This window comes from Paenibacillus barcinonensis (genome assembly GCF_003217495.1).
Classification (GTDB): domain Bacteria; phylum Bacillota; class Bacilli; order Paenibacillales; family Paenibacillaceae; genus Paenibacillus; species Paenibacillus barcinonensis.
The window spans coordinates 132,429-146,817 of sequence record NZ_QJSW01000002.1; the positions used below are offsets into that span (position 1 = coordinate 132,429).

17 protein-coding genes are annotated in these 14,389 nt (G+C 47.9%); 1 reads left to right on the forward strand and 16 read right to left on the reverse strand.

Translation table 11 applies throughout. The features are described from left to right. Nucleotides 1–37: 37 nt before the first annotated feature. The 15 genes from trpC to mtrB all read right to left on the reverse strand — a co-directional run bounded on the left by trpC (nt 38) and on the right by mtrB (nt 13,683). Entirely contained in the window at nt 38–826 is a 789-nt protein-coding gene (gene trpC, locus DFQ00_RS03710; protein ID WP_110894303.1) for an indole-3-glycerol phosphate synthase TrpC, read from the reverse strand. Continuing rightward, nucleotides 816–1,856 carry an anthranilate phosphoribosyltransferase gene (gene trpD / locus DFQ00_RS03715; protein ID WP_110895412.1) on the reverse strand — a complete coding sequence of 347 codons (1,041 nt, stop codon included), beginning with the start codon at nt 1,854–1,856 and terminating at the stop codon, nt 816–818. Before trpD ends, trpC begins: the two co-directional genes overlap by 11 nt. A 68-nt stretch (nt 1,857–1,924) precedes the next feature. Further along, complete coding sequence (trpE, locus tag DFQ00_RS03720) at nt 1,925–3,493, reverse strand: anthranilate synthase component I (RefSeq protein ID WP_110894305.1); 1,569 nt, start codon at nt 3,491–3,493, stop codon at nt 1,925–1,927. A gap of 578 nt (nt 3,494–4,071) precedes the next feature. Then, a complete protein-coding gene (gene aroH, locus DFQ00_RS03725; RefSeq protein ID WP_110894307.1) occupies nt 4,072–4,440 on the reverse strand; it encodes a chorismate mutase in 369 nt (122 codons plus the stop codon). Nucleotides 4,441–4,444: 4 nt separating this feature from the next. Then, nucleotides 4,445–5,539: a 3-dehydroquinate synthase gene (aroB, locus tag DFQ00_RS03730; protein WP_110894309.1), complete on the reverse strand. Its 1,095-nt coding sequence runs from the start codon at nt 5,537–5,539 to the stop codon at nt 4,445–4,447. Between the two features lies 1 nt (nt 5,540). Continuing rightward, nucleotides 5,541–6,710 (reverse strand): chorismate synthase, encoded by a 1,170-nt coding sequence (aroC, locus tag DFQ00_RS03735; protein WP_110894311.1) that lies wholly within the window; start codon nt 6,708–6,710, stop codon nt 5,541–5,543. A 167-nt stretch (nt 6,711–6,877) separates the two neighbouring features. Next, nucleotides 6,878–7,669: a CheR family methyltransferase gene (locus DFQ00_RS03740; RefSeq protein ID WP_110894313.1), complete on the reverse strand. Its 792-nt coding sequence runs from the start codon at nt 7,667–7,669 to the stop codon at nt 6,878–6,880. Nucleotides 7,670–7,693: 24 nt separating this feature from the next. Further along, entirely contained in the window at nt 7,694–8,137 is a 444-nt protein-coding gene (ndk, locus tag DFQ00_RS03745) for a nucleoside-diphosphate kinase (RefSeq protein WP_110894315.1), read from the reverse strand. 197 nt (nt 8,138–8,334) lie between these two features. Then, complete coding sequence (locus tag DFQ00_RS03750) at nt 8,335–9,309, reverse strand: polyprenyl synthetase family protein (protein ID WP_110894317.1); 975 nt, start codon at nt 9,307–9,309, stop codon at nt 8,335–8,337. A gap of 291 nt (nt 9,310–9,600) precedes the next feature. Beyond that, nucleotides 9,601–10,221 (reverse strand): UbiX family flavin prenyltransferase, encoded by a 621-nt coding sequence (locus DFQ00_RS03755; RefSeq protein WP_110894319.1) that lies wholly within the window; start codon nt 10,219–10,221, stop codon nt 9,601–9,603. Further along, entirely contained in the window at nt 10,221–11,087 is an 867-nt protein-coding gene (locus DFQ00_RS03760) for a UbiA-like polyprenyltransferase (protein ID WP_110894321.1), read from the reverse strand. Before DFQ00_RS03760 ends, DFQ00_RS03755 begins: the two co-directional genes overlap by 1 nt. After that, nucleotides 11,080–11,808 (reverse strand): demethylmenaquinone methyltransferase, encoded by a 729-nt coding sequence (locus DFQ00_RS03765; protein ID WP_110894323.1) that lies wholly within the window; start codon nt 11,806–11,808, stop codon nt 11,080–11,082. The genes DFQ00_RS03760 and DFQ00_RS03765 overlap by 8 nt, the downstream gene beginning before the upstream one ends. 15 nt (nt 11,809–11,823) lie before the next feature. Next, entirely contained in the window at nt 11,824–12,690 is an 867-nt protein-coding gene (locus DFQ00_RS03770; protein ID WP_110894324.1) for a heptaprenyl diphosphate synthase component 1, read from the reverse strand. Between the two features lie 101 nt (nt 12,691–12,791). Beyond that, nucleotides 12,792–13,343, reverse strand: a complete 552-nt coding sequence (locus DFQ00_RS03775; RefSeq protein WP_110894326.1) for a hypothetical protein — start codon at nt 13,341–13,343, stop codon at nt 12,792–12,794. 118 nt (nt 13,344–13,461) lie between these two features. Beyond that, the gene (gene mtrB / locus DFQ00_RS03780) at nt 13,462–13,683 is read right to left on the reverse strand and encodes a trp RNA-binding attenuation protein MtrB (RefSeq protein ID WP_110894329.1); all 222 of its coding nucleotides are present in this window, start codon (nt 13,681–13,683) and stop codon (nt 13,462–13,464) included. A 147-nt stretch (nt 13,684–13,830) separates the two neighbouring features. Here mtrB and DFQ00_RS03785 point away from each other — a divergent pair, with 147 nt between their 5' ends. Beyond that, the gene (locus DFQ00_RS03785; protein WP_110894331.1) at nt 13,831–14,010 is read left to right on the forward strand and encodes a hypothetical protein; all 180 of its coding nucleotides are present in this window, start codon (nt 13,831–13,833) and stop codon (nt 14,008–14,010) included. 84 nt (nt 14,011–14,094) lie between these two features. Here DFQ00_RS03785 and DFQ00_RS03790 read toward each other — a convergent pair whose 3' ends face one another. Continuing rightward, nucleotides 14,095–14,367, reverse strand: a complete 273-nt coding sequence (locus DFQ00_RS03790; protein WP_090917341.1) for an HU family DNA-binding protein — start codon at nt 14,365–14,367, stop codon at nt 14,095–14,097. Between the last annotated feature and the right edge of the window lie 22 nt (nt 14,368–14,389).

Consider the following 14,389-nt stretch of genomic DNA (forward strand, 5'->3'; position numbering starts at 1 on the left):
GCACGACGACCAGCTTCATCAGATACCGATTTACTCATCACTTCGGCCCCATCAGATCGTAAACGGCGGCTTCCACATCCGCTTTGCGCATAAGATGTTCCCCAACGAGAATGCCGTGAACCCCTGCCTCGATCAGTGGTTTTGTAGAGGCTGCTCCATCAATTCCACTTTCGCTGATCAGCGTTACATGAGCCGGGATCAGCTCCATGAGATCCAGTGTCGTATTCAGGCTGGTCTCGAACGTTTTCAGATTCCGATTATTAATGCCTACAAGCGTTGCATCTGGAATCTCCAGCACCGTTTCCAGTTCAGCCCGGTCATGCACTTCAATCAATGCATCCAGACCGATGCTGTGAGCAAACGTCAAATATTGACGAATCTGTTGTGGTGTAAGAATGCTGGCGATTAACAAAATAGCGTCTGCTCCGAGCAGTCTGGCTTCGGCAATCTGCTTCTCATCAATAATAAAGTCTTTACGCAGAAGCGGGATGTTTACCGCCTGATGAATTGCCTGCAAGTAGTCGTTACTGCCTTGAAAATAAGAAACGTCCGTCAGCACGGATATACAATCCGCCCCTGCCCGTTCATACGCAGCAGCAATTTCCACCGGATGAAAATCCGGGCGGATCAATCCTTTGGACGGTGAGGCCTTCTTCACTTCAGCGATCAGCCCCAGCTTCCGATTCCGTCTGCTGGACAGCGCTTGTTCAAATCCACGTGTTGCTGGTAATTGCTCAATTTTCTGGAGCGCTTCATCCATATGAAAGGTCTGTGCAAGCACCTCAACTTCTTTATGTTTCGTTGCTACAATTCGATCAAGATACATGATTGTACGCCTCCGTTGTATGAATTAACTGTCCCAGCTTACTAGCCGCCTTACCCGAATCCACTGCCTCAGCAGCAATTTTAACTCCGTCTGCAATGCTGTCCGCAAGCCCGGATACGTAAATACACGCACCTGCATTCAGCAGTACAACATCCCGGTAAGCACTGCGTTCCCCCTGGAAGATCCGATGTATAATTTCGGCGTTTTGTGCCGCATCTCCTCCAAGCACCGCATCCAGCGGATGCAAGGATAGGCCCATGTCGCGAGGATCAATGTCATAGGTACGCACTTCCCCATTCCGTAGCTCGGATACCTGAGTTGGTGCGGAGATGCTGATTTCATCCAGCCCATCATGGCTTGCCACAACCAGTGCACGCTTCAGTCCGAGGCGGTTCAGCACTTCCGCAATCATCGGAGTACGAGATCGGTCATACAGCCCGAGCAGCTGACGATCTGCACCCGCCGGGTTTGTTAACGGACCAAGCATATTAAATATGGTTCGCACGCCGAGCTCTTTTCTCGGGGCTGCTGCATGCCGCATGGACGGATGATATACCTGAGCGAAACAGAAGCAAATTCCGATCTCCTCCAGACACTGTCTGGCCTGTTCTCCATTCAGATGGATATTAACACCGAGCGCTTCCAATACGTCCGCACTGCCGGCTTTGCCGGAGGCAGAGCGATTGCCATGCTTGGCTACCCGAACCGATACCGCTGAAGCGATGATAGCAGATGCTGTCGAAATATTAAACTTGTGAATACCTGATCCACCTGTACCACACGTATCCAGCAGCCCTCTGCCATCTGTCAAAATTCGTCCACCCTGTCCACGCATCGCTTGGGCAAAACCAGTGATCTCCTCCACCGTCTCCCCCTTCATGCGCAGCGCCATCAGCAAGCCCCCGATTTGAGCCGGAGTAGCTTCACCTTTCATGATCGAATACATCAGTTCACGAGCCTCGTCCTGCTCCAGATGACGTCCTTCCAAAATTTTGGAAAGGCCTTGCTTCATACCTTCTTCATGGGACAATGATGCTTCCCGTAGCCCCGTTTGGTCGTTCAACATCGGGTTCACGTTCATATCCAGTCTCTCCTCTCTTAGTTCGTTGCAGATGATGGTGTAACAAAATAATCAGCGTTAGCCAGACTTAGCTTGGGATCAGCAGCTTTTACGGGAAACATGGCTTCCGCTGTGCGGATCGCCTTTAACAAAGCTTTGGCTTTGTTCACCGTCTCTTCATATTCCTTCTCAGGCACAGAATCCCATACAATTCCCGCTCCGGCCTGCACATACGCTTTTCCTTTTTTGAAAATAATCGTGCGAATCGTAATACATGCATCCATGTTTCCCGAGAAGCCAAGGTAACCGATCGCTCCCGCGTACGCACCGCGTGCCTCTTTTTCCAGTTCCGCAATAATTTCCATCGCGCGCAGCTTCGGGGCACCCGATACCGTTCCAGCTGGCAAACAGGAGAGGAATGCATCGAAGAAGTCCTTGTCTTCTCTCAATTCACCTGTAACGTTCGACACCATATGCATGACGTGAGAGTAGCGCTCAATCTCCATAAACATGTCACACTTCACACTGCCAAAAGTCGATACCCGGCCCAAATCATTTCTTCCCAGATCAACCAGCATGAGATGTTCTGCACGCTCCTTCTCATCCTGTAGCAAGTCTGAAGCAAGCGCACGATCTTCGGCCTCTGTGGCTCCCCTAGGACGTGTACCTGCGATCGGTCGGGTCTCTACACGATTGCCATCCACCTTCACCAGCGCCTCTGGCGACGTTCCTACGATAATCTCATCATCCATTTTCAAATAATACATATAAGGCGACGGGTTCAACGTCCGCAGTACACGATACACATGTAGAGGCGAGATTTCAGTATCAATGTGGAAGCGCTGAGACAGCACCACCTGAAAAATGTCTCCTGCACGGATATACTCTTTAGCCTGGTCCACATTGTTTATAAATTGTTCTTTCGTCAGATTGGAATGAATGTCTCCCAGCTCCACATCACCGGGGATTGAACGCGGATTCAGATTCTCGCCTGGCCCCTGCTGTTGCAAACGCTCTGCCGCTAGTTCAAGCTTCTCGGAGGTAGCTTCGTATGCCTGACGAATCTCTTCATCCGTTGCCCCATCCTTGACATGTACATTGCCCACAAGCAGCATGTGCTGCTTCACATGGTCAAACACAACGATCTGGTCACAGAACATAAACCGAATGTCATCCATCTTCAGATCATCCAGCGCATGAGCCGGCAGCTTCTCATAATATTGCAGCAGATCGTATCCAAAGAATCCAATCGCACCCCCGGTAAACGGAGGAAGGTCATCCTGCTTGGGACTCCGATATTTGCGAAGCAGCGCTTTGAGCTCTTCGATCGGCTTGCCTGGCAATTCGCGAGTCTCTCCCGCTTCCTCTACGACGATGCGTCCTTTCTTGCCTGAGATCATCAGGAACGGATCTGTACCGATGAAGGAGTATCTGGCCCATTGAATGCCTCCCTCTACACTTTCGAGCAGGAATGCACGGTCATTATCCGCATAACGTCGGAATATACGAATTGGAGTCTCCATATCAGCCAAAATTCGTTTGACAACCGGAATCAGATTATATTCACTTGCCATTTTCAGTACCTGATTAACATTTGGCGTTATCATCAGATCACGTCCCTTCAGACTATTGTAATTTTTTCAGCTTTTTATTGTAACTTTTCTATTGATTTCAAGGTAGTAAACCGTTATGACGACAAAAAACCTCTACCATCAGGTAGAGGTTTGATTTAATAAGCTGTATTCAGGCATGCTGCTTCATAAATAACAAGTCCCTATACTTCTACTAAAGGATGAATATCAGGCTACCGATCCATGGACTCATGTTATGACATGGCCTCAGATATGTTATAGAGAGAACATAGGCTTGATAACATTTCGCTTACCATCATCTTGACGAGTACAAACAACGGCCTGATGAGGGTATACATATGTGAAATGTCACTCCAACGATATGTGAATAAACAATGTCCTCTGACATGTCTACTCTCTCTTCCTGTACTTCTCCTTAGCACGACGTACCGTGAATGCGTTGACCGATTTCAGATGCATCGGCTACCAAACACTGGACTCTGCTATATACTCAACTATACTCAGCTGTCCTCAGCTCAATCTCAAGCTCTACTCAACTGTTTCTCACTATACATGATATTTGTCGGTTTGACAACCATTACCGTTCAAGAAGCTTATCGTGCAGCGAGATCAGGGCGTAATGCCTGCGCACCGTTCAGGTACACATGATGGATCTCGTTTTGTGCTTTGGTTGTATTCACATGCACCATAAAACGAATGCACTTCGCCAAGGCCCCCTCTACAGGTACCTCCAGTGCACACATCAGAGGTACAAGCTCCCAACCGTCCAGCTGACGAATCACCTTTGCGGGAAAAGCCGCATCCAGATCTCCTGTCATGGTGATCCATACACTGCAGATATCTTCCGGTACAATCTTGTTCCGGTCCACAATCTCCTGAAGCAGCACTGCCGTTTCCTTCAAAATCTCTTCTTCATTGTTTTGCGTGACTGTCGTCGCCCCGCGAATTCCCCGTGTAACCATTGCCTTATTCTCCCTTCCTGAGAAGCTCGATAACCTCACGCACTACCGTCACCGGCACATCCTTCACGATTCGGGCTGCTCCAATCCGATCAGGAACAATAAAGACCATATGACCTTCACGGAACTTCTTGTCATGCATCATGGCTGCCATCAAAGCATCTGTACCAAGATGTGCAGGCAACGTTACCGGAAGGCGAAGCGAACGTAGCATACGCACTGTATCATCATACAGGCCTGCTGCCGCTCCAAGCTTCTCTCCTAACAGGGCTGAACCTGCCATGCCAATCGAAATAGCTTCCCCATGCAGAAATTCACCATATCCGGCAATTGCTTCAATCGCATGTCCGATCGTATGTCCGAGGTTCAGGAGTGCACGTTCTCCGTTTTCGCGTTCATCGTTAGAAACAATCTCCGCTTTAATACCACACCCGCGTTCAAGACCGTAGCCCAGTGTATCCGGATCAAGCGCAAGCAGCGCCTCGGCATGCTCTTCACACCAGTGAGCGAAGGCCTCGTCACGAATCAGTCCATGCTTGAGCATTTCAGATAAACCGGCTGATACATCTCTCGGTGGCAAAGATTGCAGTGTATCCACATCATAGAGCACAAGCTCCGGCTGGTGAAAAGCACCGATCATATTTTTCGCGAGCGGATGATTTACTGCCACTTTACCTCCGACACTGCTGTCATGAGCAAGAATCGTCGTTGGAATCTGGACAAACTTGATGCCCCGCATATATGTAGCAGCCACAAAACCAGCCAAGTCACCGACGACCCCGCCCCCAAGAGCGAGGATCGCCGAGCTTCGGTCGAGCTTGCCTTCAATCGCTGCTGTCATCATATCCTGATATACGGCAAGTGATTTGGACGTTTCGCCAGCAGGAACGACCGCAGATACTACGGCATACCCGGCAGCACGCAGCGTCTGTTCCAATGCTGGCAAGTATTTTGGAGCCACATTTTCATCGGTGATGATCATCAACGGACTTTTTTTGGTTAAGCCATATTGTTCAAAAAACGATGGAGCTTGAGCCAGCAGACCGCTGCCAATCAGGATCGGATATGAGCGTTCCCCTAGCTGCACTGTCAACTGACGCATATTAGTAATTCTCCAATTGTGCCTGGTAGCTTGCGAAATTCGCCCGGATCTCTTCCATGGAATCCCCACCGAATTTCTCCAGGAATGCCTTGGCAACTTCCCATGCAACGACATGCTCCATCACAACGCTGGCTGCCGGAACTGCACATGCATCAGAACGTTCAACCTGAGCTGTAAAGGCTTCTTTCGTATCAATGTCCACACTTTGCAGCGGTTTGTACAACGTTGGGATAGGCTTCATGACCCCGCGCACAACGACCGGCATGCCATTAGTCATACCGCCCTCGAATCCGCCCAGACGGTTCGTTGCACGGTGGTAACCACGTTCTTCACTGTACAGAATTTCATCATGAACCTGTGAACCGCGGATCGTACCAGCTTCAAAGCCGATCCCGATTTCCACACCTTTAAATGCATTAATCGACATTACACCCTGAGCGATACGTGCATCCAGCTTACGATCGTACTGTACGTGACTTCCCAAGCCGACAGGAACACCTTCCACGATACATTCCACGATCCCGCCGATGGAATCACCTTCTTGCTTGATCTGATCGATGTAGGCTTCCATCTTTTTCTCTGTCTCGGCATCAGTCACACGAACGGATGAAGCCTCGGTCACAGCAATCAGTTCGTCAATTGGCATCTCCTGATAAGGCGCTTCAATCTCCCCGATGCGAATAACACGTCCTGCCACTTTAATGCCAAACTCTGCGAGGAACTGACGTGCGATGGCCCCACATGCCACACGTACCGTTGTCTCACGTGCACTGGAGCGCTCCAGAACGTTACGCAGATCTTTATGATTGTACTTCAAGCCACCATTCAGATCAGCATGTCCAGGACGCGGACGATGTACTCGGCGCTTCTCCTCATCGCTGCCCTCGATCGGCTCAATGTTCATAATATTCTGCCAATGCTTCCAGTCATTATTTTGAACAACGAGCGCTACCGGCGCACCTGTCGTATATCCGTGACGAATTCCGCCAACAAAATTGGCCTGGTCCTTCTCAATCTGCATCCGGCGTCCACGACCATATCCCTTTTGGCGGCGGTGAAGCTGGAAGTTCAATTCTTCAAAATCAATATTCAGGTTACTTGGCAATCCTTCAATAATTGCGGTCAATTGGGGTCCGTGCGTTTCCCCTGCGGTTAAATAGCGTAAACTCATAATACGTTCCCCCTTTAAACTGTTAAACTTCACATTGCTAAAATCCCATAATTTCTTTGCTTATTATAGTATAGCTGACCCGCTTTGACAAGAAAGTCGCCTTTTCTTATGCAAACAACCGCCCGAGCACATCTTCATGCACCTCAGGCGGTTGATCTTATGTTGATTTATTTTTTCCGATAGAAAAACGTCTCTGCCGTCTCCAGTCCATATTGTCCTGGGGAGAAGATCTGCTCTGTACTACCTACGAACAGCATGCCACCCGGACGCAGACTTGCTGCAAATTTGTGATACAACAGATTTTTGGCTTCCTCGGTAAAATAAATCATGACATTCCGGCAGACAATCAGATCATATCCATCATCAAAACGATCCACCAGCAAATTCTGTTTCTTAAAGTTAATTGAACTTTTCAGTTTCTCATCAATGCGGTACATCATGCCATCCTGCTTGAAATAACGGCTTGCTGTTTCAGGAGGCACATCCTTCAGCGAACGCTCCATATAACGGCCTTCCTTGGCCTTTGCAAGCGCTCCTTCATCCAGGTCACTTGCCGTAATGGAACTTTCTCTCAGGATGCCCATCGTATCGAGAATCATCGCAATGGTGTATGGCTCCTCACCTGTAGAACAGGCGGCACTCCACACCTTAACCTTGCGTTTGGACCCTACCAGTTCAGGCAGAATCTCATCACGTAACACTTCCCAGCGGTTCGGGTTTCGCCAGAACTCTGAGACGTTAATGGTCATACGATCAAGAAACTCATAAAATAACGATTTGTCCTTCTGCATCGCATCAAAAAAGACGGCAAAGGTATTAAATCCGTTTTTATTACGAAGTGTGGTCAGCCGTCTTTTCATCTGACCTTCCTTGTATTGAGCAAGATCAATGCCTGTGCTCTCTTTCACTTTACGAATGAATCCGGTATAATCCGGGTCTAGTTGTTCTTGCTCCAGCATCGTATATCACCCTTTGGCTAATAATTACAACCAGGCTGCGATGCTCTTCTCATAACTTACCAGCTCATCAGGACTGAAAAAATTGGCGGCTTCACGAGTTGCACTTTCCGGCGAGTCTGCCCCGTGAATGAGATTATGCGGTGTATGGCTGGCGAAATCTCCACGAATTGTGCCTGGAGCCGCTTCCTTTACATTCGTTTTACCAATGACAATACGTGCAAGCGCCACAACATCGTCACCTTCCCATACCATGGCAAATACAGGTCCAGACGTAATAAAACGAACCAGTTCATCAAAGAAAGGCTTGCCCTCATGCTCGGCATAATGACGCTTGGCCTGTTCTTGTGTCATCTGTACCAGTTTCCCTGCCACCAGCTTAAATCCTTTGTCTTCCAGACGGCTGATAATACGGCCGATCAAACCACGCTGCACACCATCCGGTTTCACCATCAAAAATGTACGATCCATTGCCAGTTCACTCCTCACTCACGGTTCAAAGTTAATCACTATGTAAACGCAATCCCTTTGATTGTAACATACAAGTCCAATTCCTCCCAATGAGGAATTTCACAATGATATGTTACATGTGAGAAATGATTAACGAGCAGACTGGACACATAACGGTGACTATATGTCGCAAACTTCAAGCGATAGTGGCTGCAAAATCAATGTGTACGCTTAACGACAAAATGAGCAATATCACGCAGGTTTTTGGTGGTCTTGATGTTAGGCAGCTGATCGAGAGCATCGAGCGCTTTCTTCATATATCGGTCAGCCAGGGCTTCCGCTTTAGCAATTCCTTGACTTTGGCGAATCATTCCTATGGCATCCGATGCGCTGGCCCTGCCCTCCTCATGATGCACACGGGAGATTTCCTTGAGCAGCGGCTCACGCAGATGCTCTTCTTCGAGCGCATATAATACGGGAAGTGTGATGTTGCCTTGTTTCATATCACTACCTGGAGGCTTGCCAAGCTGCTTCTCCGTACCGACCAGGTCGAGCACATCATCCTGAATCTGAAAAGCCATGCCGACATTATATCCGTAAGTGTACAGCAAGGACGAAATATGTTCAGGCGCACGTGTAGCCAGTGCACCGAGCTGGCAGCTAACCGCAATAAGCAGTGCTGTTTTACGGCGAATTCGAAGCAGATAGTTGCGCACACTCTGTCCGGTGTTGAAGAAGTCACGAATCTGTTCCATTTCACCAATCGACATCTGAACCATCGCTTTGGCAAGAATGCGATGAATAGCTGGCTCAGACAGCCCCGCTGTCATCTCCAGAGCCTTGCCATAGATGTAATCCCCTGTGTACATCGCAATGCGATTATCCCATTTGGACTTGACCGTTGGTTTGCCCCTGCGTGTCTCTGCATTATCAATAACATCATCATGAACGAGGGATGCCGAATGGATCAGTTCCAGTGGAACAGCAATAAGCTTCAAGCGCTCAATATCGTATGTACCAAACTTGCCGCCTAATAACACAAAAACAGGCCGCAGCCGCTTCCCTCCTGCCTTAAGCAGATGAAGTGAAGTTTCACTTAGCAGCTTTTGTTCGCCTTGAACACTGCGGTACAATTCTTTTTCAATGTAATCCATGTCCTTTTTTAACAATCCGAAAATGTCCAATAGTTTCATTCGTTCACCCGTATCAGCGTATTGTCATTCCAAAATTCCATGCTTACCTTCCCCTCCAGCAAGCCGGGCCCTGCAGGTTAATCGTTCACCCCGGCTTGCCGTTCCTGCTTGTGTTCTTAAACACCACGACTAGTTCTGAATCATGTAAGTACAGAAGTTGCCGGAGCATGGGTCAAGGCTGTGGCTGCTATATGCGACCATCAGCACTCACCGACACCCCGGGAGTCGGGGGATTCTGCCACCAAGCAGCTCCATTCTGCCAAAGCTCAACAGACCAGAACGCTTGGCACATCATCCCCGTTCGTCCGGCTCTCCCCATCTTTTGAACAATTGATGCGGAATACGCAAACTGTCCAGCACTTTCCCCACGAGGAACATGATCAAATCGTCCATCGTCTGAGGTTTGTAATAAAAAGCTGGCATAGCCGGTATCATTCGAACACCAAGACGTGAGAGCTTCAGCATATTTTCCAGATGAATAGCATGCAGGGGCGTCTCACGCGGTACAAGAATTAACGTTCTGCCTTCTTTCATCATAACATCTGCGGCACGCGACATCAGATTGTCCGAAGACCCGTTCGAGATAGACGAAAGAGTGCCCATCGAGCAAGGCATGATAATCATGCCTTCAGCCAGATAGGAGCCGCTTGCAATAGAAGCACCGATGTCACTCACAGGATGATAGACCAGAGTTCCGGCACGATGACCGAATTGCTCTCGTAACACATCCTCCCGATTCGTCACGTCCCAATCCATTTCTTCTTTCAACACACGCCAGCCTGCATTGGAGATAACCAAATGAACGGTATACTCCAGATCAAGCAGCGTTTCAATCAAACGAATACCATATATACTGCCGCTTGCCCCGGTAATTCCGACAACAAGTCGTTTATTCTCCGGCTGTTGCATCATTACTTCACCGCCAAATCGATGAGTGTAAATGTAAATACGACCAGACTAAGCACACTGTTCATCGTAAAGAAGGCCGTTTGTACACGGCTCATATCGTTAGGAGATACAATATAGTGCTCATATAACAATATACCGTACGTAATCAACATCCCTGCACCATACCACCAGCTCAGTTCGGTCATCAGCAGCAATGCGAAGAACCCGATGGCAGTAATAACATGAAAGAACTTGGCAATTTGCAACGATTTAACCAGTCCAAAGCGAGATGGAATAGAATGAAGCCCTTCACCTTGGTCGAACTCCAGATCCTGACACGCATAGATAATGTCAAATCCTGCTGTCCAGAATACAATCGTAACGTACAGCACAATCGCTGTCCAATCCATCGTTCCGGTAACCCCAACCCAGCCACCTAGTGGAGCCAGACCAATCGTCATGCCTAACACCACATGACAGAGCCAAGTAAAACGTTTGGTGTATGAATAAAGCACCAGCATAAATACTGCGATGGGCAGCAGCTGCATGGATAATACATTCAAGTTAGAAGACGCCCAGAATAGCAATATAAACGAAATGATGATGAAAATAATTACTTCACCGTTCTTCAGCAAACCTGCTGGAATAGCTCTCATTGCCGTGCGTGGATTTTTGGCGTCGATCGCCTGGTCAATAATCCGGTTTAAGCCGAATGCTGCGCTCCGTGCACCGACCATCGCGAGCAGCACCCACATAATTTGTAGCCAGCTCGGGAAGGTATGATTTACTACCATCGACCCCAGAATGGCGCCCATAAATGCAAATGGTAAAGCAAAGAGCGTATGTTCAATCTTGATCATTTCTAAAAAGATGCGAATTTTCCTAAACATTCTGATTCTCCTTGGTTCCAATATGCAGTGCCGCGATGCCTCCGGTCAGAGGATAGGCCTGCACCTGCTGCAATCCGGTTTCAACAAAAATGTCTGCCAGTTCCTTTCTTCCCGGGAAAAGTGCCAGAGAGTCCGGCAGCCACTTATATTGCTCATAACGCTTGGCATATATTTTGGCCAGGTTAGGCAGCACATGCTTGAAATAAAAATAATAAATACCTTTGAACGGCTGCCAGGTCGGTTTGGACAATTCCAGACAAACGACCATGCCACCAGGTTTCACAACCCGCTTCATTTCAGACAAAACCTGTTTAAGATCAGGCACGTTACGCAAGCCGAAGCCAATCGTTACATAGTCAAATGTATTATCTTCAAACGGCAATGCCATCGCATTACCCTGAACGAGCGTAATTTGGTTAGATCGTTTCACTGCATCAATTTTGGTTTGTCCTACTTCCAGCATGTTACTGCTGAAATCCAGCCCGTGCATGTGCCCTGTTTCACTTGCTTCTGCCATCGCAAGGGTCCAGTCACATGTGCCACAGCACAAGTCGAGCCCGGTGTCCCCTTTAGACATATTCATCTTTTTCATCGTGAATTTACGCCAGGCCTTGTGCCTGCGGAAACTCAGGATATCATTCATAACATCATACTTGCCAGCGATACTTTGAAAAACCGAATGGACAAATTCTTCTTTCGGTTTCGTCTCTCCGCTCCCCATTCGTCTGTCTCCCCCTCAATCTTCCCTGACTGCCACATGTGAATTCTTCACATAAGACAGATAAGGATCAAGAATTGCATCGAACTCATGTAGACCTTGGCGCAGCCCCTGCTCATCCTGAAGCAAGAGCTGAATACGCTGTACAGACTCGCGAAGCTTGTCCAGCAAAACCTCACTGACACTGTATTTTAGCACCATAACATCCCATGCTCGCACGCTAATCCGCATCTGACGCAGATCGTCACGCTCTGCATCATTGCCCTTCTCATACATATGCCAGAATGCATAACTGTAAATATGCTTCTGCTCATCACGCATAAGGTTCAACTCATCTGCAATCGTCTCACAGGTGCTAAATTCAGTTAATAAGCTGTTCCATAAAGACTTTTCTTCATTACGGATCATATCTGAAAATGAAAGAAACAGCTGCATCCTCAGCTGTACCGTTTCACGCAAATATTCATCAGCCGAAACGAGCAGTTTTTTCATCCGTTCATACAGCGTCATCTTGCGTGCGTTCACTTCAGCAACAGCGCCGCTTAACTTGCCGATCATCTCAATTTTGCCGGCATGGGCTAACAATTGATAGAAACGGCTACTCAGATAATCTCCAGCGAGCACATTCAACTGACGTGAACGCATCTCCTGTTCTCTCCGATCGCCGGATATCGTATCAATTCGATCATGCGTATCCATAGCCAACTGAACGAGCGATGTTGCAAGCGAATATAATTCATGATGCACCTTCTCGTCTGTACGGCCCACAAATACCTGTAACAGACGCGCCCGGCTATCCGGAAATGACGGGATTTCCGTATGTTGTCGAATCATGTCGTAATCCGTATATTTCTTTGCTAGTTGGGGTACGCGATATGAATTCATTTTCATCCTCCGAGGCTTTGCTTTGTCATACCATTTATGCACTACAATCTTATATATTATAGCATATGTTTTTCGGACACGCACTGAATCCTGCTATTTGATTACCCCTGGCTTGTCATTTCAAACTGTTTCTTCCACAGTTCCGTCTGCATCAGATGGAACCAGTCTTTTAATTCCTCCGAAAAAACTGCGCTTTTCCAGGTGCGAAGCATGTCAATTGCATACATCGGCCACTCCCCCCGCCGAATGTCGGCAGCAAGCAGAAGATGACGCCTATGCATCCATTCATCCTCGGCCATGACACGAAGCAACACCTGCTCCACATTTTCGAGACGGCGGAAACTCAGATCGGCTACAGCAGCCATATTTTCATAGATTTCAGTATACGTTGTATCCGTATCCTTCACTTTAAGATCAATCGTTAGAATGGACTGCTTCCATTCCACTCTGGCAATTGGCGTTGACATATGCAGAGCACTTAGCACATCCACCAGATTGTCATTCGTCAGCTCGACCGTCTGGTGAGAAGCTGTAACAGGCTCTGCCTTTTCCCCGCCCCATGTACGTGTATGCAGGCTCTGAAGGGACACGAGCAAAATGACCGCGGCAATCGTTGTCAGCATTGATGCAGTCACAATCATTCCCGGTTTCATACGCGCCTCCTTGCCTTTACCTGTTAGTGTAGTCTGTCCGATAAAGGCTCATACCTCATTGTACAATGAAAAAAAGCAGGCTATGCCTGCAATTTTGATTTCGTTCGCATTCTCTTGATTATTCCGATTCAATCTCCCCATGCTTGGTAATCAGCGTTGCTTTCCCGCGAATTTTAATAGCAGAGGTGTGTGTTGTGAACTGGGCAATCATCACTTCGCCCTTGTCCAGCTTCTCGGTATGATGAAAACGTGTATCCTGTCCGCGAGTTAGTCCAATCACTTGAACACCGTTTTCTTCTGCTTTAATTACGATATAGTCGTTGCCCGTAGAGTGATCCATCGCGCACGTCTCCTTTTCTATTATCCTCAGCGTTAATGATGATCAAGATTGCTCCATTTGTCAACCAGCCTGCAAGAGGAAATATAGCGCAAGAATCGCTCATTTCCGGGTCATACTATAACAGAACAGCCAGGAAAGGAGATCAACATGAAATACACTCCAGCCGTACTTACAGACGAGCATGTGCACCGTATTCAGGAGATGGAACAGCACCTATCCACTGTTATCGGCAAGGAACTGGTATTAATCGCCTACAGTGGCCAGCCGGAGCTTTTGGATGAAATCAAGGACGCGGAGCAGGAGCATATTATAATCCCCCGTGTATAGGCTAGCTCTATGGCTCTATAGGCAAAAGAAAAGGCCGTGAACAAGTCACGGTCTTTTTGTTGACATATGGAATATGTAGAAATCTTATTTAATTCCGTCTTTGAGCGCTTTACCTGGTTTGAACGCAGGAATTTTGCTCGCAGGAATTTCGATTTCTTCACCTGTTTGCGGGTTGCGTCCTTTACGTGCAGAGCGCTCGCGAACTTCGAAGTTCCCAAAACCAACCAATTGTACCTTGTCTCCGTTTTGAAGAGCCTCAGAGATTGCTTCGAATACGGCATCAACCGCTTTCGTCACATCCTTTTTGGACAATTCAGTAGCTTCGGATACATGAGTAATCAAGTCTGATTTGTTCATTTGTTTTTCACCTCCTGAATCA

What these genes read in the sequence shown, in the direction of transcription:
- trpC (WP_110894303.1), bottom strand. Translation starts at nt 826, where the DNA reads ATGTATCTTGATCGAATTGTAGCAACGAAACATAAAGAAGTTGAGGTG.
- trpE (WP_110894305.1), bottom strand. Translation starts at nt 3,493, where the DNA reads ATGATAACGCCAAATGTTAATCAGGTACTGAAAATGGCAAGTGAATAT.
- aroH (WP_110894307.1), bottom strand. Translation starts at nt 4,440, where the DNA reads ATGGTTACACGGGGAATTCGCGGGGCGACGACAGTCACGCAAAACAAT.
- aroB (WP_110894309.1), bottom strand. Translation starts at nt 5,539, where the DNA reads ATGCGTCAGTTGACAGTGCAGCTAGGGGAACGCTCATATCCGATCCTG.
- aroC (WP_110894311.1), bottom strand. Translation starts at nt 6,710, where the DNA reads ATGAGTTTACGCTATTTAACCGCAGGGGAAACGCACGGACCCCAATTG.
- DFQ00_RS03740 (WP_110894313.1), bottom strand. Translation starts at nt 7,669, where the DNA reads ATGCTGGAGCAAGAACAACTAGACCCGGATTATACCGGATTCATTCGT.
- ndk (WP_110894315.1), bottom strand. Translation starts at nt 8,137, where the DNA reads ATGGATCGTACATTTTTGATGGTGAAACCGGATGGTGTGCAGCGTGGT.
- DFQ00_RS03750 (WP_110894317.1), bottom strand. Translation starts at nt 9,309, where the DNA reads ATGAAACTATTGGACATTTTCGGATTGTTAAAAAAGGACATGGATTAC.
- DFQ00_RS03755 (WP_110894319.1), bottom strand. Translation starts at nt 10,221, where the DNA reads ATGATGCAACAGCCGGAGAATAAACGACTTGTTGTCGGAATTACCGGG.
- DFQ00_RS03760 (WP_110894321.1), bottom strand. Translation starts at nt 11,087, where the DNA reads ATGTTTAGGAAAATTCGCATCTTTTTAGAAATGATCAAGATTGAACAT.
- DFQ00_RS03765 (WP_110894323.1), bottom strand. Translation starts at nt 11,808, where the DNA reads ATGGGGAGCGGAGAGACGAAACCGAAAGAAGAATTTGTCCATTCGGTT.
- DFQ00_RS03770 (WP_110894324.1), bottom strand. Translation starts at nt 12,690, where the DNA reads ATGAATTCATATCGCGTACCCCAACTAGCAAAGAAATATACGGATTAC.
- DFQ00_RS03775 (WP_110894326.1), bottom strand. Translation starts at nt 13,343, where the DNA reads ATGAAACCGGGAATGATTGTGACTGCATCAATGCTGACAACGATTGCC.
- mtrB (WP_110894329.1), bottom strand. Translation starts at nt 13,683, where the DNA reads ATGGATCACTCTACGGGCAACGACTATATCGTAATTAAAGCAGAAGAA.
- DFQ00_RS03785 (WP_110894331.1), top strand. Translation starts at nt 13,831, where the DNA reads ATGAAATACACTCCAGCCGTACTTACAGACGAGCATGTGCACCGTATT.
- DFQ00_RS03790 (WP_090917341.1), bottom strand. Translation starts at nt 14,367, where the DNA reads ATGAACAAATCAGACTTGATTACTCATGTATCCGAAGCTACTGAATTG.